Source organism: Pseudomonas sp. WOUb67 (assembly GCF_050058005.1).
Lineage (GTDB): Bacteria > Pseudomonadota > Gammaproteobacteria > Pseudomonadales > Pseudomonadaceae > Aquipseudomonas > Aquipseudomonas putida_R.
The window spans coordinates 3,439,628-3,457,412 of record NZ_CP170112.1 but is presented as its reverse complement, the minus strand read 5'-3'; the positions used below and the strand labels follow the sequence as shown (position 1 = coordinate 3,457,412).

Sequence of the window (17,785 nt, the reverse complement as noted above, 5' to 3'; positions counted from 1 at the left end):
AGCGGATGAGCAGGTAACCGCCCTGCTCGCCTGGGGTAAATCTTCCAAATCCGCAAGCCCGCTCAAAAGTAACCGAGCACCCACTTCTGAACGGCTGACGTGTCATTGATGTCGCCATCGAAAACATAGCGGGGGTCATAACTTTGATTATTCCCCCGCACCCGCCCTCTCCAGACTTTCAACGGTAACCAGAACTGCGCACCGCTTGGCAAGGCCTGAGAACCGATATCGATATACAACGTGTCGCCACTCGTTGAGAACCCAAAATGGAGCGTTCCAGGAACGGCCAGCACCGCATCTGCAAAATCCAGACAGGCGCTTGCACAGAATGAGTCCGTCACCAGCACAAGCTGCCCTTTGAATCTTCCTGGATTGGAATCCTTTGCACGGCTCTGGTCGAGCGATGACGTATCGGGCTGTCTCAGCCAGTCTTCCTTCTGCACAAGCGCAGCGCTCATCGACTCACGCATACCTGCAACAAACGTGTAGGCATCGCTGTTGTTTTCGTGATTGCCCTGCAGGCTGGCCAACGCGCTGTCGAGTGTGGCAAGCGCAAGCGGAGAGACCCGCCACATTGCATACGCATGCGAGGATTGGCCCAGGCTTTCAACAAACGCCTCACCCAATAGAGCAGACAGAATGCTCGCCCCGACCAGGCTGTTACCACCGCGATTGCCACGTGTGTCGAGTACAACCAGTTTGGCGTCCTCGATGTGCCTGAGCGTGTCGAGCATTTGTGCGAGGGCGGCATTATCGGCTGCCGAAGGGGCGAAATTGGAGGCGTGCACCCAATAGCGCCCACCGCCGAGGTTGCTCAGTGCCTGAACGGGTTGAGGTTGAGTCAGAAAATCCTTTAGTTGCCCACCCTCTTCCTGCCATGACAAGGCAAACTTTTGCTGCACGCCGCTCGGTAGAACAACCAGGCAACTGCTTGCCCGTTTTCTGGCAAGCACTGGAGTGTCCGCATCATCTACGGTCAAATGGCTGGCCAAGTGACGCCAGGTAGATTTCAGGTTCAGCCGACGATCTACGTAGGGCGACAGGTCATCAGCCAATATTTCACGGACTGCTTTGCCATCACACGAGATGATGCTTGAGCCGACTGGAGGTAAAGGGACAGGCCACGCCGTTGCAACACGACTGACAACAAAACCTTCCCCTCTCATGTCCACCATGAAACCCGCCCAGGATGACTTGCCTGCTCTGGGCGGATAAACGCCTACATGACCGTCCTTGAACCCTGAAATATAGAAACCCAGAACGGCTTGAGCATCCCTCTCCGAGCGGACACGCAATGCCAACTGCCTGGCCTCCCGATAACCCTTTTCGAGCCAGTCAGTAAAAACTCTTGTTTTCTTGATCTATGGCGCCCGGGTGAGAGGACACGATTAATTGATGAATAGCAGAAAGGTCCCTCACTGCCATGTCAACTAATCGACTCCTCGCAGACTCGTCAGCACTCAAAGAGCCGACAACGCCTGCACCGACAACAACAATAGCCAAAACGTTTCGGACAACACGCATGTAAAAGTTACCCATCACGCCAAACTGCCACAGCCCGGATAGTTTTTGGTCAGTCGTTGTTGACCAGATACTGATGCAAGTCGCGTTCAGCCTCATCCTGAAGCGCCAGTGCCAGGCTCATGAAGACGTTATCCCCGTCGTCGAAGCCGTTGTGGTTGAGGGTGAGCGTCATACCGGGATCCTTGGCAATGAATTTTGCCGTGAGGATACAGGATCAATAGCTCGCAGGGCCGTAGACAGTTTATTCCTGGTGGATCGCCACCGATGCGCCGACCCACCGTCTGTCACCAGTCGTAGGTAAGCGTCGCCACCACATTGCGCCGCGGGCCGAAATAGCACGCGCTGCTGTTGGTGCAGGCAACCACATAGTCCTTGTCCAGCAGGTTGCTGGCATTGAGCGCCACGCGTGTACCGGACAGCTGTGGCGAGAGTTTGCCCAGGTCGTAATGCACCGCGGCATCGAACAGCGTCACGTTGCCAGTCTTGATGCGGTCGAGGCTGGCGCTGGCAGACGAGGCGCTGCTGCCCCACAGGGCGCCGAAATAGCGGGCCCCGCCACCCAGGCCCAGGCCTGCGAGCGGCCCGTCGCTGAAGGTATAGTCGAACCAGGTGCTGGCCTGGTGCCGAGGGGTGTAAGGCAGTTCGTTGCCTTTGTCGGTGTAGGCCGAGGTCAGGTAACCGGAGCGGGTCACTTCGCTGTCGGTATAGGTATACGAGGCCAGCAGGGAGAGGTTGCGGGTCAGTGCGGCCTTGCCTTCCAGTTCGAAACCTCGGCTGCGGGCCTCGCCGATCTGCACGGTGTTGCGGGTGTCGGACGGGTCGACCGTGGTCAGGTTTTTTTGCTTGAGGGTATAGACCGAGGCAGTCAGGTAGCTTTCCTGGCCCGGCGGCTGATACTTGATACCGGCTTCGTACTGCTCGCCTTCGGTGGGCTTGAAGATCGGCGTGGTGGCGCTGACCGAGGTGTTGAGCGTCGGGTCGAACGACTGCGAATAGCTCAGGTAAGGCATCACGCCGTTATCGAACAGGTAGCCGAGCCCGGCGCGCCAGGTCCCCTTGTCATCGTGCTGAGCAATGTACCGGTCCGCCGCATTGTTCGCGTCGGGGCGGAAGTGGCTGTCGGCATCGGCCCAGTCATAGCGCCCGCCCAGGGTCACGATCCAGTGGTCGAGCTTGATCTGGTCCTGTACGTAAAGGCCGGTCTGTTCGAGGGTCTGGTACAGGTCGCGACCTACCCGGCGATTGCTCAGGCTACCGCCAGCACCGCTCTGGGTGAAGGGATTGGTGGCGCTGTAGGTGCCATTGATCGACGTGTTGTCGAGCGCATAACGCCGATAGTCCAGGCCGACCAGCAAGGTATGGGCGAGCGCGCCAGTGTCAAAGTGCGCTTCGAGCTGGTTGTCGACGTTGAAGATTTGCAGATTGCGCCGGATGTCCGACGTGCCGCGGTTGAGCACCGGGCTGCCGACGGCAGCATAGCCATTACCGTAGACCGAACGGTTCTGCACGTTGACCTTGCTCCAGCGCAGGTTCTGGCGAGCGCTCCAGGTGTCGTTGAAACGGTGTTCGAACAGATAGCCCAGTTGGAAGCTCTCACGGCGCAACTGGTCGTAATGCGGATCGCCGATCAACGTGTCGCTGTCGATATGGCCCCAGGGCGTGCCATGCAGGCTGCCGGCTGCCGGGTAGTACTGCTCGGTGGTGCCCCCCCAGTCGCGCTGGTACTGGGCCAGCAGGGTCAGGCTGGTGTCATCGTCCGGGCGGAAGGTGATGGAAGGCGCGATGAACTGGCGGTTGTTGTCGACATGCTCGACCTGGGTGCCGCTGTCCTTGACCAGGCCGGTCAGGCGATAGCTCCACATGCCCTGCCCGTCCAGCGGGCCGCCGAAGTCGAAACCCAGCTGCTTGAGGTTGTCGCTGCCGGCCTGTACCTGCAACTGGTGCAGGGGCGTTGCAGTCGGCAGCTTGCTGGTCAGGTTGATCAGGCCGCCCGGCCGGCTCTGGCCGTACAACATCGAGCTGGGGCCGCGCAGCACCTCGACACTCTGCAGACCATAGGGCTCGGCCATGCCACCCTGGCCACTCTCGCCATAGGGCAGCAACAGGCCGTCCTGAAACACGTAGGGCGAGAAACCGCGGATACGGAACTGCTCGCGAGTGTTGTTGGCGCCGGTGTATTCGCCGAACACACCGGGGGTATAGCGCACCGCGCTGCTGACGTCCTGGACCGCCTGGTCGTTCATCTGCTTGCGGCTGACCACCGAGATCGACTGGGGGATTTCGCCGATAGGCGTGTCAGTCTTGGTCGCACCACGGGTGTGGGTGACGACGTAGCTCTGGTCACCTTCGTCGCGGTCGTAGCGGCTGCCGGCATCGATGTTGGTCGGGGCCAGGGTGAGCGCGTCGCCGGACATTCGATTGAGCGTCAGGGTACCGTTGGCCGTGACAGCCACGCCTACCCCGGTGCCGGCCAATGCCTGGCTGATGGCGGCCTCGGTGCTCATCCTGCCTTTGATGGCGGCAGCCTGGTGGCCGTTCAGCAACGCGGGGTCGTAGACGATTTCACGCCCGCTTTGACGGGCAATACGCGCCAGCGTGGTGGCGGCCTCCGCGGCAGGCAGGTCGAAGTCGAGCACGGTCTGGTTGCTCTGCGCGCATGCCGGATTGCTGAGGGCGAACACAGGGCAGCACAGCAATGCTGCATACAACGGCGCCAGGGAAAAGGTAAAACGGTCAGACATAACGGACTCCATGCACTGCCACGATTTTCGGGCGTTCATGGGTATGTGCGACGAACACGAAAAAGCGATACAGGCAGGCGAAAATATTTTCAGGCACGGTCGATACTGGTCCACCACCCCAGGTAGCGGTGCACGCGCAGTGGCAGCGTCTGCTCAAGCGCGGCCAGGGCGCGATCACTGCGGTCCAGCGAAAAGCTCCCTGACACGCGCATGGCACCAGCCTCGGGGCTTACGCGCAGCACACCGCGGCAGTAAGGTCGCAAGGCATCCACTACCTCGGCCAGTGACCAGTCCTGAGCTTCCAGCCAGCCATCGTGCCAGGCGGTTTCGCCGATCCGGTTAATGGCCAGGGCCTGCAGGCCATCGCCATCAAAGCGCGCGCCCTGGCCGGCGTGCAGCAGCTGGCGCAGCCCTTGCCGGCCGATGACCTGTGCCTGGTGTTCGAGTACCCAGGCGCGGGCCGAGGTTTCCAGCGTCGCCACGCTCAGGCGCGCCTGGGTCGAACGTAGCTGGCCAAAGGGGGTGACGACCGACAGCGGTCTGGCCTCATCCCGGGCATCGATCATCAGGCGCCCGGCGCGCAGCACCAGCACGCGCTCCTCGTTGTTGAACTGCACGTCCACCGCACTCTGCGCATCCAGGGCCAGTTCGCTGCCGTCGCTCAAGGTCAGGCGCCGACGCTCGGCGGTGCCTGTTCGCAGGTCGGCGGTGATCTGCGCCAGCGGCAGGCCGGGGCGGCTCATCAGCGTCGCCGCGACGCCAACGCCTGCCAATGCCAGGGCGCCACGCAGCAGGTGCCGGCGGCTGGGGCGTGGGGCCTGCAATGCATGGCGTACTCCGGGGCTCGCCTGGGCAAGGGCGCCCAGCCCTTGCGCGAGGTGCCCCTGAACCTGCGCGTAGGTCTGGCGGTGCAGCGGGTCTGCGGCGAGCCAGTGCTCGAACGCCAGGCGCTCGCCGGGCGGCACAGGCTCGTCTCGCAGGATCACCATCCACTGCACGGCCTGTTCAACGCATTGGCGTGGCAGCTTGCTCATTCGACCAGCGTCCGGCAGCAGAGCATGATGCCCTTCGCCACGTACTGGCGCACACGAATGGTCGAGACGCCCAGTTGTTCGGCGATGTCAGCGTACTTCATGCCGTCCAGCTGGCTGCACAGGAAGGCCGTGCGCGCCCGCGGCGACAAGCCATCGAGCATACGGTCGATGGCCTCGAGGGTTTCCAGTACCAGCAGGCGTTCCTGCGGGCTGGGCGCCACCGGTTCGGGCTGCGCCGCCAGGGCTTCGAGATAGGCCCGCTCCAGGTCACGCCGTCGCCAGGTGTCGTACATCAGGCGCTTGGCGATGGTGGTGAGCAGTGCGCGGGGTTCGCGAATAGTGTGCGGCGTGGGCATGGCCACGATCTGGGCAAAGGTCTCGGAAGCCATGTCCGCGGCATCGTCCGGGCAGCCCAAGCGCGCGCGCAGGCGCTCGCGCAGCCAGGAATGATGCTCGCCAAACAGGCGGCGCAGGATCACTTGGCGCTGCTGAACAAGGGCTGGGGTGGGGGTGTGCATGCGGATTACACTTGCGCGTACTTTCTTGATAACGATTATCAGTCTTGAGAAAGTCTGTTTGCAAGTGTGTGACGGTCCCTGAAGCGGTTATTCTCAGGGCCAATCGGAGCATTACTGCCAGGGAGCAAGTCTTGATGTCCATCGATACCCGCACACTCGAGGTTCGAACACCACGCCTCTCGATACGGCCTTTCTCGCCGGAGGACGCCACCGACTCCTTCCAGCACCTCACCACCTCATTGACCCGCTACATGTCCTGGGAACCGCCAGCGTCACGCGAAGAATACGCGCAAGTGTGGGAGCAATGGCTGCCTGCAATAGCCGATGGCAGCGATATCGTGTTCGCGATCCGGCAGCGGGATGACGCCTGCTTTCTTGGGCTGGTCGGGCTGCACAATGTCAACGACACAGTCCCGGAGTTGGGAATCTGGATACGTGAGGACAAACATCGGCGAGGCTTTGGCAAGGAAGCTGTCGGCGCGATAGTGGCGTGGGCCAGTGAGCACCTATCCCCTTCCGGCTTTGTCTATCCGGTTGCGACGGACAACTTGCCCAGTCGATTGATCGCCGAGGCTCTGGGCGGGATCGTTACAGGGACACGGACCGCAGAGAAATATGACTCGGTGATTTACTCCATACCGCCATGTGAAGACACTGTGGGAGCGGGCATGCCCGCTCCCACAGTGATCGCGCAATCTTTTAGATTTTGATCAAGACAGTTGCTCCCACAGGTACTGCATGAGCCTGAAGCCTGCGCAGTCCCTGTGGGAGATTCTATGGTTGTCAGCAAGCCGGTTTCCCGCGTTTGCTGATGTATTCGTCCTGTCATCAGGGCGACTGCTACCTTACTTGAGTGACCAAGTCCGCCCCATCGCAGACTTTCGCAGAAAGCTATGGAGTAGGTAGCCCAAGCCGGTGCGGTTCTTTACTTACACTGAGCATTCGACACTAAAGGCACATTGAGCGGAAATGGATTGGGTGCTCGCGTAATCCTGAAATAGCATGGACTATTCACATTCAAGATGGCGCACTCGCGGTGAGCATATCCATGAAGCGAAAAACAACCCCGTCAGCCACCTCTGATTGGGTCATACGCAGCACCACACCCGGCAGTGTGGAGCGCATCGAAGCGTGGTTTGGCGGCCATGGCTACGACCCGCATCGTCACGATACCTATTCGATAGGCCGCACCCTTGCCGGCGTACAGAGCTTTCACTACAAGGGCGCGCTGTGCCACGGCGTGCCAGGCAACACGCTTGTGCTGCATCCCGACGAGGTGCATGACGGCATGGCTGGCACGGAGGTGGGTTTTCGCTACCGGATGGCCTACATCGACCCGTCGCTGATACAGAACGTTCTCGGGGGAGAACCGTTGCCTTTCATTGCTGGCGGACTATCCTGCGACCCGCGCTTGTACCACGCCAGCGAGGCTTTTGTGCAGGCACTGGATCATCCTCTGGAAACACTGGAGGAACAGGACGCCGTTTATGACTTGGCAATGGCGCTTCGTGCAGTCGGCGGCAAGCCGCGTGGCCGCAAACGTCTGGATTACCGTTCTGCCGAGCGCGCCAGGGCGTTCATCATGGAGCACCTTCACGTAGGCATCACCCTGGAGATGCTCGAACAGGCGAGTGGGCGTGAGCAATGGAGTTTGTCGCGAGACTTTCGGGCCCTCTACGGCACCAGCCCATACCGTTTTGTCACGCTAAGGCGCCTGGACGCTTTGCGCAGACTGATTCTGGATGGCTTCACACTGGTCGATGCCGCGCTCGCCTCAGGCTTTCATGATCAGAGCCACATGACCCGGCACTTCACTCGCACCTACGGCGTGCCGCCTCTGCGTTGGCTGGAACGCTTACGCACTGTTCGCTGAGTTGCAGGATCGTACAAGAACAGCGCGCTTTGCGTTCGCTAGGCTGGTCACTCCAATCAAGAGAGGATCAGCTATGTCCAGCATGCATCAGCAATTGGCATCACAACCTGTGAACCTGACTCAAAAAGCTGCTCTGATCGAGCAGCAATGGAGCCCAAGGGTCGTCGCGGAAATGAACGACTACCAGTTCAAGGTGGTACGCATCGAAGGTGAATTCATCTGGCATTCACACCCGGAAACTGATGAAGCTTTTCTGGTGCTCGAAGGCCTCTTGCGCATCGATCTCCCCGAGGGCTGCGTTCATGTGAAGCCGGGCGAACTGTATGTCGTACCCCGTGGTGTAGAACACAGAACAGCGGCAGAGACGGAAACAAAACTCATGATGATTGAGCCGCGAGGCGTATTGAATACCGGTCATGAAGGCGGGGAGCGAACAGCGCCGAGTGACGTCTGGATCTGAGTCGACATCCACAGTAGTTGCTGGCCTCATCAGGGCGTGAAGCGGACAGCCGATGTACGCTTTACGCCCTTGGGAAGACAATCCGGGCCTAGCTCAAGCGCTCAACCCCACACAGATACCTGTCCCCTTCAAGGCTCGCTTCAAACGCCTCCAGCCCGGCGTATATCTGCTGCAACCCTTCAATCTGCCCCATCACCTCCAGCTTCTTGTCGGCAATGGCTTTGCCCGCCAATTCCCAGGGCACATCAAACCCCGGGTGCCCCTGCAGGATCGCCTGCAGTTCCTTGAGTTTGAAACCCAGCTGCTGCGCGCATTTGATGAACGCCAGCAGCTCAACGCTTTGCTGGTTGTAAACGCGATACTGCCCTTGGCGCTCGGCCGGTGGCAGCAGGCCAATCGCTTCATAGTGGCGAATGGTCTTGACCGTGGTGCCCGACAGCCGGGCGGCTTTGCCGATGTACATGAACGTCCTTTTTCGTGCGGGTGCGGCGCATCTTTGCACAGCGCAACCGGCTCGGGAACACAGCAGGCACGATCAGCGGCTGGCGATGCCTTGGGCCTGCTTCAGCCAGGCTTCGCGCCGCTGCGGGCTGGAGCCCAGTATCGGCCCGAACATCAGGGTGTTCAGCGGTTTGATACCGCAGAACTGCAACGTGGTCTTGCGTACCTGGTGAAGGCCCGGCATGCGGTAGACCCAGCGGAAGTACCACGGAGGAGTATCCATCGTCACCAGCAGGTGCGCCGTTCGGCCTTTGAGCAACGGGTCGGGGAAGGCTTTGCCGGCCTGATAGCGGAACGCGAACCCTGGCAGGAATACCCGGTCGAAAAAGCCTTTCATCAAGGCCGGAATACCGCCCCACCAAATGGGGTAGATAAAGGCCAGGTGCTCGGCCCAGGTGATATCGGCCTGGGCCTTGAGCAGGTCGGGTTCCAGTGGCTGCGCCTGCCGGTAGCCTGCGCGCAGCACGGGGTCGAAGCTCAAGGCCTCAAGCCGCAACACCCGCACATCATGGCCGGCGGTTCTGGCTGCCTCGACATAACACTCGGTCAACGCACCACAAAAACTCTCCCCCGACGGGTGCCCCAGCACCACCAGCACACGCTTGCTCATCGTCACTTCATCCTGAACATGAAGCCTTCAGGGTAAAGCCTGCCCCTAGAGGGAGAGTCAATGCCCCGGCCTAAGGGGCGAAAGCTGCCCGCCATGCACAGGCGTCAGCGCAGATAGTCCTGAACCCACTTCACCCAACATTCAGCGCCAATCTTCACCAACGCATCGTTGAAATCGTAGTGAGGGTTATGCACCGAGCAGCCATGGAACTCGCCCGTACCGTTGCCCAGCATGAAGTAACAACCAGGCCGTGCCTGCAGCATGTAGGCGAAGTCTTCGGTGCCCATGACCTTCTTGGGCATTTTGTCCAGCATCGCCCCGTCGGCGAACAACGGCTTCAGGCTTTCCCGCAGCAACGCGCTTTCGTGATCGCTGTTGCACAACGCTGGCGCCAGTTGGGTGAATTGCACCTCGATTTCCACGCCAAAACTCTCGGCGTGCCCCCTGGCCAGTGCGTCAATGCGGCTGTTGATCTTCTGCTGGGTCTCGGCCGTATCGGTGCGCACGCTCAGCAGCATGCTGGCCTCATCAGGGATGATGTTGTAGACGGTACCGGCCTGGATCATGCCGATGCTGATGACGGCATAGTCCTCGACGCTCAGGTTGCGCGACTTGATGGTCTGGATGCCACTGATCAGGCTGTTCAGCGCCATCACCGGGTCTACCGACAGTTCCGGCATCGCCCCGTGCCCGCCTTTGCCGGTGATGCGAATGCTGACCCGCTCGGAGGACGCCATGGTCGGCCCGGCCTGTACCACGCAGGTGCCCACCGGCATGCCGGGCATGTTGTGCAGCGCGTACACCGAGTCGCAGGGGAAGCGCTCGAACAGGCCGTCGTCGATCATCGCCTTGGCCCCGGCCAGGCCCTCTTCGTCTGGCTGGAAAATCACGTTCAAGGTGCCGTTGAAGCTGCGCGTGGCCGCCAGTTGCGCAGCGGCTGCCAGCAGGATCGCGGTATGCCCGTCATGGCCACAGGCATGCATGCGCCCGGGGATTTTGCTGGCATGCGCGAAGGGGTTTTTCTCGCTCATGGGCAATGCATCCATGTCTGCCCGCAGGCCGATGCTGCGCGGGCTGTCCCCTGCTTTCAGCACGCCGACCACGCCATGCCCGCCTACGTTGCGATGCACTTCATAACCCCAGGCCTGCAGCTTGTCGGCCACCAACGCCGCCGTGTCGGGGGTGTCGCCGCCAAGCTCCGGCGCGGCGTGAATCTGCCGGCGAATCACGACGAACTCATCCAGCCCTTCTACCGCTGGCTGAGGTTGATTGCTCGGGAAAGTAGTCATGTTCAAAGTGCCCATGTCACTCGCATCCTTTGTTTTCGGGGAAGTATTTGAGGCAGGCCAGGCTGACGACGCCGCCGGCCAACAAGAAGTACGCCGGCGCCATCGGAGTGCCGAGCGCCGCAATCAGCCAGGTCGCCACCAGCGGCGAGAAGCCGCCGAAAATCGTCACCCCCAGGCTGTAGCTGACCGAGGTGCCGAACGAGCGCCGCGCTTTCGGGAAGCCCTCCATCATCAGCGCGAAGAACGCACCGGCACCGATGCAGGTCGGCAGGATCAGCACAGCCACGCACATCATCGCCAGGCCCATGTGCTGCACCTGCCCAAGCAGGTAGAACACCGGTAGGGTCAGCACCACCGGCATGGCAACCGTCCACCCCAGTAGGCGCTTGCGCAGCTGGTACTTGTCGGCAAACTTGCCCGCCAACGGGCAGATGACCGCCATGCAGCCGCTGCTGATACAGGCAATCGCCATCGCGCTGCCGGCCGGGTAATGCAAGGCCGTGGTCAGGTAGGTGGGCATGTAGAACACGAACAGGTACATGCCGATGGTCGAGCTGGCCATCAGGCCGATGCCTTGGGCGATACGTTTGAGCAATTCGGCGTCCAGTACCTGCTCCGCCTTGTGCGCCGGGGCGGCCTCATGGGTTTCGGGCAAACGCGTGCGAATGTACCAACCGACCGGGCCGATCAGCAGGCCGAAGATGAACGGGATGCGCCAGCCCCAGCTTTCCAGGGCCGCAGGGTCGAGCAACTGGCTGAGGGCAAAGCCGAAGCCGGCCCCTACCAATGCCGCGTAACCTTGGCTGGCGGCCTGCCAGCTGACGTTCTGGCAACGGTTGCCAACCGCACTGGACTCCATCAGGAACACCGACGCGGTACCCACCTCCCCGCCCGCCGACATGCCCTGGATGAGGCGGCCGGCCACCAGCAGCAATGTTGCGAAGATACCGATCTGCGAATACGTGGGCGCAAAGGCGATCATGGCAGTGCCCAAGGTCATCAGCCCGATGGTCAGGCTCAAGGCCGCCTTGCGCCCACGCCGGTCGGCGTAGCGGCCGATGACCATCGCCCCCACCGGACGCATCAGGAACCCGACGCCAAAGGTGGCCAGCGACATCAGCAACGACGCCATCGCCGACTCGGAGGGGAAGAAATGCTTGCCGATCAACACAGCGAAGAAGCTGTAGATCGTGAAGTCGTACATTTCCAGCGCGTTGCCCAGCGAGCAGGCAATCAAGGTTTTACGTGAAGAAGATGCCTGCGCGGCTGAATGCGCGCCCGGCTGCATGAGGGGCCGTGCGGGTAGCGGTGTAGTCATTGTTATCTCCGATGGCAAATCGCGGCATGCAGCGAATATCGGCCAATCGGGGGCTCAACACACTTGCAGTTTGGGCATGTAGCTAACCAATGGTTAATTGACCGGAGCAGTCGTTGACCAATTTGCCCTAAGCTGGCGCACAGATTGCCTTGCGCCTGCGCGGCGCCCCAATAATGCTCAGCCCTCAGGCCTTTTGCGCGTGGCCTTGCGCCGTGGTCCAAGCCTGTCTGGAACAGACCTTCCCGCCAAGCCCAAGGCCCCGCCAGGCCCCGATTAACCAATCGGCATGACATGGCCGAATAAGCAATCACGCTGCAACCTGTTGTTCACCGACGCTACAGCCACCACATCACTGTGCTGGCCTGGAGTCGTGAATGAACACTCGCATTACGTCGTTGCTGTTGATGATCCAAGGGGCATGCCTTGCTGCGCAGGCACAGGCCGAGGGCTTTCCCACACTCGGCCGGATTGCGCCGGGTTTCGGTTACTACGGGGTGGATACCGGTTTCGATGACAAGCTCAAGGTCTACGGAACGGTGGATGCATTCGCCGGCTATCACGACTCGCAGCACCACTCGGGCTATCGCCTGGCCGGCGGCGGCGCATGGACCAACAAGCTCGGGCTGTATGCCCGCAAGGGGCTGAACCCCGACACCGTGCTGGAGCTCGACGTCGAGGAAGGCTTCAACGTCAATGGCAAGGCCCTGGAGGGCACCTGGGACACCATCGGTAGCCTGCGCCTGGCAACCGTCGCCCTGCGCTCGCGCACCCTGGGCAAGCTTGAGTTCGGCAAAACCTACAACATGGGCACGCCCACCTACGCCGACCCGTTCCTGGCCACCTATGGATCGCCCTACACCTACCTGGCCCTGCCGGCCGCCGGCAAGGGCGCTTTTTACCTGGACCTGCGCCCCAAGCACACCCTGGCCTACACCAGCCCGAACCTGAACGGCTTCAGCCTCGGCACCGCGCTAAGCTTCGGCTTCGACGATGCCGCAAGCGCCGGGCGTACCGTGCGCGGTGGTGGTACCAGGCTGCAATACCGCAACAGCCGGGTGATGCTGCTGGCCTCCTACAACCTGTACTACAGCGACCCGTGGGACGACGCTGGCACCTCGCGTCAGACCGCCAACTACTACAAGAGCCTGTCGGCGTTCTACGATTTCGGCCCGCTGGCCACCAGCCTGACCTGGCAACGCCAGGACGTGGACCAGGCCGGCACGCCCAGTACCACGCTGTACACCTTCGGGGTGATGGCGCCAGTCGGCGAGCTGGATGTGCTGCGCCTGGCCGTGATGCAGCGCCAGGTCACGGCCCGCGACAAGGACGCAGCCGGGGTGATGATCGGCTATGACCATTTCATCAACCCACGCTGGGCCATCTATGGGCGGCTCGGCCTGATTGCCAACCAGCGTGCGTCGTCAGTCACCTACGCCGGCACCCCGGTGGATCAGGTTGGCGACAACCCCAGCAATGTCTCGCTAGGCATGTACTACCACTTCTGACGCCGCTGGGCGCGTTTGCCGTAGCACCTGCCCGCGCAAGCTGTGAAACAGCTCCTGGGCAGGCGCCGTAAGGCTGTGGCGGTCGATACAGACCAGGTTGATGGGGTAGTCCGGAATCAGCTCCTGCACCGCCATGGCCACGTACTCGCAATCCACGCCAAAGGTGAACCCCCGGTCCACAGCCAGCTCGCTGATGGTCATCAACGATTCGGTGTTCTTCAGCAGCTTGAGCGCCATCATCACCGAGGTGCATTCAACGGTGTTCTGCGGTACCTGAAGGCCGTTGACCTCGAACAGCTGGTGAAACTGCGAAGCCTGGTCGGACAGCTCGTCCAGGCTGATCCAGTGGCCGTACTGCAAGGTGCGCAGCGACTTGGAAAACTTTTGTGCATTGGACGCGTGGCAAATCACCCGGCCCTTGATACTGCCCAGCGCCTCCCAGTCCAGGCTCAGCCGGCTCAGCGGTTGCTGCGAGGTAATGGCAAAGTCCAGGCTGCCATCGCGCAGGCGTTGCAGGATCTGGCTGGGGCGCAAGTCAGTGATGGTGATCTTCACCCGCGGGTATTTGCGGCGGAAGGCCAGGATGCTCTCATCGACACCATCGAGCATCGCCGTCAGCGATGTGACCCCGATCGACACTGCGCCCAGCGCGGCATCCTGAATGCTCGCGGCTTCGATCTGCAGGCGACGGATGCTCTCCACCACGAGGTTGGCGTGGCGGATGACACGCTTGCCTTCCTCGGTAAGGGCCATGCCTTTGTGCGAGCGCTGCAACAGGCTGAAGCCGACTTCCCGTTCCAGGTCCTTGATCGAACGGCTCAGCGCAGGCTGGGTAATGTGCATGAGCTTGGAAGCTTCAAGGATGCTGCCTGCGTTATGGATGGCGACCAGCGCCTTGAGTTGGTGAAGTTTCAACCGGGTTTACCTTGTTGTTATCGAGTCGGATTGAAATGTTCTTCGGGGATCCGGATAGTCGTTGAACATACCTCAAATAGAGCCTGCAAACCGTTCTAAATCGCCAATCACAGCCTGAGCAGGCTGCTACACCCGTCCATGCGCCCTATCGCTGGCGGGCGGAGTTAAGGCAATTAGTTATGACCTGAACTCACAACTCGATGAGTTTATCTCGTTACGCCACCCTATCCACCCAGTGATAAAAATCCTCGCGACTGGCCACCGCCAGCAAGCTCGTCCAACTACAAAAAAGAGCGTCGCGACATGCCCCCATACCTGCATCTGCGCATGACCCCTTCCCCTTCGCCACGTATTGCGGTTGAGCCGAGCACCTGATTCGCACATCGGGCGGTAGGTACCGCCCGGGTTTCTTGATTGCTGCCCATTTCGAGGTTCTCCATGAAGCAACTTGCCCTGTACATCGGTGAAGGTTTTGAAGGCCCAGGCGTCAATGCCGCCCACATCAACATCATGATCGGCCCACGCAATGGCCCAGCCGGCCAGGCCTTCGCCAACAGCCTCGCATCCCCCAGCCAAGGCCACTGCCCGTTCATGGTCATCGCCCAGCCGAATATCCCGGTCAAGCCGATGACCCTCTACGTGAACAAGGCCGCCATCGACAGCGAGCTGCACGGCAACGCGACCTGGGGAGCGTCCCAGGCCGGCATCGCCAAGGCGGTGACCGAGGCACTGCTCGACGGCACCCTGCCCGCCGAGGCCGAAGATGAGTGGGCCATCGTCACCGCCAACTGGGTCAACCCCGCCTGCGATGACCTGGACGCGGTCTACCTGAACAACTACAACGCCTGCCGCACGGCCATTCGCGCTGCGCTGCAAGGCCTGCCAGTACGCGCCCAACTGGCCGATGTGGTCGGCCAGATCGCCAACCCGTTCTACACCCCGAAAGCCTGAGGCCCGCGCCATGCAATACATCCGTCTTGGCAACTCCGGCCTGCAAGTTTCCAAACTCTGCCTGGGCACCATGAACATGGGCACCCCAGACTGGAAACCGTGGATTTTCAACGAACAGCAAAGCGAGCCAATCGTTCGCCACGCGCTGGACAACGGGGTCAACTTCATTGACCTGGCCGACTTCTACTCCGCTGGGGTGGGTGAGGAAGTGGTCGGTCGTATCCTCAAGCGCCTGGCCCGTCGCGACGATCTGGTGGTGACCACCAAGGTTGGCTACGGCACCCGCACCGGCATCAACGCCAGCGGCCATTCGCGCAAGCACATCATGGAGAGCATCGACGCCTCGCTGCAGCGCGCGGGCATGGATTACTTCGACATCTATATGCTGCATTACTTCGACACCACCACCCCGGTCGAAGAAACCATGGAGGCGCTAAACGATATCGTGCGGGCCGGCAAGGCGCGGTATATCGGTGTCTCGACCATGCTCGCGGGGCAACTGGCCAAGTTGTTGCTGGCATGCGAACGCAATGGCTGGACGCGGCCGATCAACATGCAGCTGCAAATGAACTGCGCCTACCGCGAAGAAGAACGCGAGATGATCCCCTTCTGCCGCGATCAGGGGCTCGGCGTTTCGGTCTTCAGCCCGCTGGCCCGTGGCCTGTTGACCGGGGACGTGCAGTCGACCCGCAATCAGACCGACTTCTTCACACAGCAAATGTACAACGATGAGGCCTCGTTCGAGATTGCCCGTTCGGTACAGCGGGTCGCCCTGCGCCATGGCGTATCCAACGCCCAGGTAGCTCAGGCCTGGGTGCTGCAGCACGGCGGCGTCGACAGCATGCTGGTGGGTGCCGATACCACCGCGCAGTTCGACAGCGCCCTCGCCGCCCTGGACATGCGCCTGGATGCCGACGACCTCTATGAGCTGGAGCGCAACTACACCCCATGCGATGTGATCAACGACTACACCGCTGGCAAACGCATCTTGCGTGTCGCGCGCCCAGCGCGTGGCCCGTTTGACCTGCAGGAGGCCGTGGCATGAGCGACTTGCTGAAAACCGGCCATTACATCGACGGCCAATGGCTGACCAGCAACGCAACTTATGCGGTGCTCAACCCGGCCAGCGGCGAAGTCCTCGCACAGGTTGCCCTGGGTGGCGCCGAGGAAACCCGCGCCGCTATCAGCGCCGCCGAGCAAGCATTGCCGGCCTGGCGGGGCTTGCTGGCCAAGGAGCGGGCAGTAATCCTGCGCCGCTGGGCAGAGCTGATGCTGGCCCGCCGCGACGACCTGGCTGCCCTGCTCAGCCGCGAACAAGGCAAACCGTTGGCCGAAGCCAAGGGTGAGGTGGCCTACGCCGCCAGCTTCCTCGAATGGTTCGCCGAAGAAGCACGGCGCGTGTATGGCGACGTGATCCCTACACCCAAGGCCGATGCCCGGGTGCTGGTGACCAAAGAGCCGATCGGCGTGGTGGCGGCCATCACACCGTGGAACTTCCCCTTGGCGATGGTCACCCGCAAGGTCGGTCCGGCCCTGGCGGCAGGCTGCACCCTGGTGCTCAAACCGTCCGAAGAAACACCGCTGTCCGCCTTCGCTCTCGCGGTGCTGGCCGAACAGGCAGGCGTACCGGCCGGGGTGTTCAACGTCGTCTCCGGCGATGCGCCGGCCATCGGCGGCGCGCTGCAAGCGTCGACCTTGGTCCGCAAGCTGTCGTTCACCGGCTCTACCCGCACCGGCAAGCTGCTGATGCGCCAGGCCGCTGACACGCTGAAAAAAGTCTCGCTGGAGCTGGGCGGCAACGCCCCGTTTATCGTCTTTGACGACGCCGACCTGGACGCCGCCGTGCGCGGCGCCATGGCCTCGAAGTTCCGCAACACCGGGCAGACCTGCGTGTGCGTGAACCGTTTCTATGTCCAGGACAGCGTCTATGACGCCTTCACCCGCAAACTCGCCGACGCCGTGCAAGCCCTGCGTGTAGGCGATGCACTGCAAGGCGAAAGCGACCAAGGCCCGCTGATCAACGCCGCGGCCCTGGCCAAGGTCGAGCAACATGTCGGCGACGCGCTGGAAAAAGGCGCCCGCCTGCTCTGCGGTGGTCGCCGCCATGCACTGGGTGGCACATTCTATGAACCGACCGTATTGGCCGAAGCCAATGACCAGATGCTGATCGCCGGCGAAGAAACCTTCGGCCCGGTGGCTGCATGCTTCCGCTTCAAGGATGAAGCCGAAGTGCTGCGCCTGGCCAACGACACCCCATACGGGCTGTCGGCGTACTTCTACAGCCGCGATATCGGCCGGGTGTGGCGCATGGCCGAAGGCCTGGAAGCCGGCATCGTCGGGGTCAACGAAGGGATCATTTCCACCGAAGTGGCACCATTCGGCGGCATCAAGGAATCGGGCATGGGCCGGGAAGGCTCGAAATATGGCCTCGAAGATTACCTGGAGATCAAGTACGTGCTGATGGGGGGCCTCGCCGGCTGACAGCGGTAACGTCAGGTGCCGTGCCCGCAGCGGGCGCGGCACTTCCCGCAATGCCCCGACCCAAC

17 protein-coding genes are annotated in these 17,785 nt (G+C 61.6%); 7 read left to right on the top strand and 10 right to left on the bottom strand.

The window, feature by feature from the left end:
• Positions 1 to 62: 62 nt before the first annotated feature.
• The 5 genes from ABOC32_RS15450 to ABOC32_RS15430 all read right to left on the bottom strand — a co-directional run bounded on the left by ABOC32_RS15450 (position 63) and on the right by ABOC32_RS15430 (position 5,817).
• On the bottom strand, positions 63 to 1,301 hold the full coding sequence (locus ABOC32_RS15450) for a S41 family peptidase (RefSeq protein ID WP_426807820.1): 1,239 nt from the start codon (positions 1,299 to 1,301) through the stop codon (positions 63 to 65).
• Between the two features lie 272 nt (positions 1,302 to 1,573).
• Positions 1,574 to 1,696, bottom strand: a complete 123-nt coding sequence (locus ABOC32_RS15445) for a hypothetical protein (RefSeq protein WP_426807819.1) — start codon at positions 1,694 to 1,696, stop codon at positions 1,574 to 1,576.
• A 112-nt stretch (positions 1,697 to 1,808) separates the two neighbouring features.
• The gene (locus tag ABOC32_RS15440) at positions 1,809 to 4,265 is read right to left on the bottom strand and encodes a TonB-dependent siderophore receptor (protein WP_426807818.1); all 2,457 of its coding nucleotides are present in this window, start codon (positions 4,263 to 4,265) and stop codon (positions 1,809 to 1,811) included.
• Between the two features lie 89 nt (positions 4,266 to 4,354).
• On the bottom strand, positions 4,355 to 5,299 hold the full coding sequence (locus ABOC32_RS15435; protein WP_426807817.1) for a DUF4880 domain-containing protein: 945 nt from the start codon (positions 5,297 to 5,299) through the stop codon (positions 4,355 to 4,357).
• Positions 5,296 to 5,817, bottom strand: coding sequence for a sigma-70 family RNA polymerase sigma factor (locus ABOC32_RS15430; protein ID WP_426807816.1), 522 nt, complete (start codon positions 5,815 to 5,817; stop codon positions 5,296 to 5,298). The genes ABOC32_RS15435 and ABOC32_RS15430 overlap by 4 nt, the downstream gene beginning before the upstream one ends.
• A 134-nt stretch (positions 5,818 to 5,951) precedes the next feature.
• Between ABOC32_RS15430 and ABOC32_RS15425 the strand changes: the two genes are divergently transcribed.
• From ABOC32_RS15425 to ABOC32_RS15415, 3 genes are all read left to right on the top strand, one after another.
• Positions 5,952 to 6,527, top strand: a complete 576-nt coding sequence (locus ABOC32_RS15425) for a GNAT family N-acetyltransferase (RefSeq protein ID WP_426807815.1) — start codon at positions 5,952 to 5,954, stop codon at positions 6,525 to 6,527.
• A gap of 338 nt (positions 6,528 to 6,865) precedes the next feature.
• Positions 6,866 to 7,690: an AraC family transcriptional regulator gene (locus tag ABOC32_RS15420; RefSeq protein WP_426807814.1), complete on the top strand. Its 825-nt coding sequence runs from the start codon at positions 6,866 to 6,868 to the stop codon at positions 7,688 to 7,690.
• Between the two features lie 73 nt (positions 7,691 to 7,763).
• Positions 7,764 to 8,150 carry a cupin domain-containing protein gene (locus tag ABOC32_RS15415; protein ID WP_426807813.1) on the top strand — a complete coding sequence of 129 codons (387 nt, stop codon included), beginning with the start codon at positions 7,764 to 7,766 and terminating at the stop codon, positions 8,148 to 8,150.
• An 88-nt stretch (positions 8,151 to 8,238) separates the two neighbouring features.
• On the opposite strand, the gene ABOC32_RS15410 is transcribed toward ABOC32_RS15415, so the two are convergent.
• The 4 genes from ABOC32_RS15410 to ABOC32_RS15395 all read right to left on the bottom strand — a co-directional run bounded on the left by ABOC32_RS15410 (position 8,239) and on the right by ABOC32_RS15395 (position 11,868).
• Complete coding sequence (locus tag ABOC32_RS15410) at positions 8,239 to 8,613, bottom strand: MerR family transcriptional regulator (RefSeq protein ID WP_426807812.1); 375 nt, start codon at positions 8,611 to 8,613, stop codon at positions 8,239 to 8,241.
• Positions 8,614 to 8,685: 72 nt separating this feature from the next.
• A complete protein-coding gene (locus ABOC32_RS15405; RefSeq protein ID WP_426807811.1) occupies positions 8,686 to 9,261 on the bottom strand; it encodes an NAD(P)H-dependent oxidoreductase in 576 nt (191 codons plus the stop codon).
• 104 nt (positions 9,262 to 9,365) lie between these two features.
• Entirely contained in the window at positions 9,366 to 10,550 is a 1,185-nt protein-coding gene (locus ABOC32_RS15400; protein ID WP_426811609.1) for a M20 aminoacylase family protein, read from the bottom strand.
• A gap of 16 nt (positions 10,551 to 10,566) precedes the next feature.
• Positions 10,567 to 11,868 carry an MFS transporter gene (locus ABOC32_RS15395; protein WP_426807810.1) on the bottom strand — a complete coding sequence of 434 codons (1,302 nt, stop codon included), beginning with the start codon at positions 11,866 to 11,868 and terminating at the stop codon, positions 10,567 to 10,569.
• A 374-nt stretch (positions 11,869 to 12,242) separates the two neighbouring features.
• On the opposite strand from ABOC32_RS15395, the gene ABOC32_RS15390 reads away from it, so the two are divergent.
• Positions 12,243 to 13,373, top strand: coding sequence for a porin (locus ABOC32_RS15390; RefSeq protein WP_426807809.1), 1,131 nt, complete (start codon positions 12,243 to 12,245; stop codon positions 13,371 to 13,373).
• Here the strand turns inward: ABOC32_RS15390 and ABOC32_RS15385 are convergent.
• The gene (locus ABOC32_RS15385; protein WP_426807808.1) at positions 13,350 to 14,288 is read right to left on the bottom strand and encodes a LysR family transcriptional regulator; all 939 of its coding nucleotides are present in this window, start codon (positions 14,286 to 14,288) and stop codon (positions 13,350 to 13,352) included. The two genes, ABOC32_RS15390 and ABOC32_RS15385, sit on opposite strands and share 24 nt — an antisense overlap.
• A gap of 438 nt (positions 14,289 to 14,726) precedes the next feature.
• Here ABOC32_RS15385 and fae point away from each other — a divergent pair, with 438 nt between their 5' ends.
• Genes fae through ABOC32_RS15370 form a run of 3 tightly spaced genes read left to right on the top strand, consistent with a single transcriptional unit; the run spans position 14,727 to position 17,720 of the window.
• Positions 14,727 to 15,239 (top strand): formaldehyde-activating enzyme, encoded by a 513-nt coding sequence (fae, locus tag ABOC32_RS15380; protein WP_426807807.1) that lies wholly within the window; start codon positions 14,727 to 14,729, stop codon positions 15,237 to 15,239.
• Between the two features lie 10 nt (positions 15,240 to 15,249).
• Positions 15,250 to 16,284 (top strand): aldo/keto reductase, encoded by a 1,035-nt coding sequence (locus ABOC32_RS15375; protein ID WP_426807806.1) that lies wholly within the window; start codon positions 15,250 to 15,252, stop codon positions 16,282 to 16,284.
• Complete coding sequence (locus ABOC32_RS15370; RefSeq protein ID WP_426807805.1) at positions 16,281 to 17,720, top strand: NAD-dependent succinate-semialdehyde dehydrogenase; 1,440 nt, start codon at positions 16,281 to 16,283, stop codon at positions 17,718 to 17,720. Before ABOC32_RS15375 ends, ABOC32_RS15370 begins: the two co-directional genes overlap by 4 nt.
• Positions 17,721 to 17,785 lie beyond the last annotated feature (65 nt).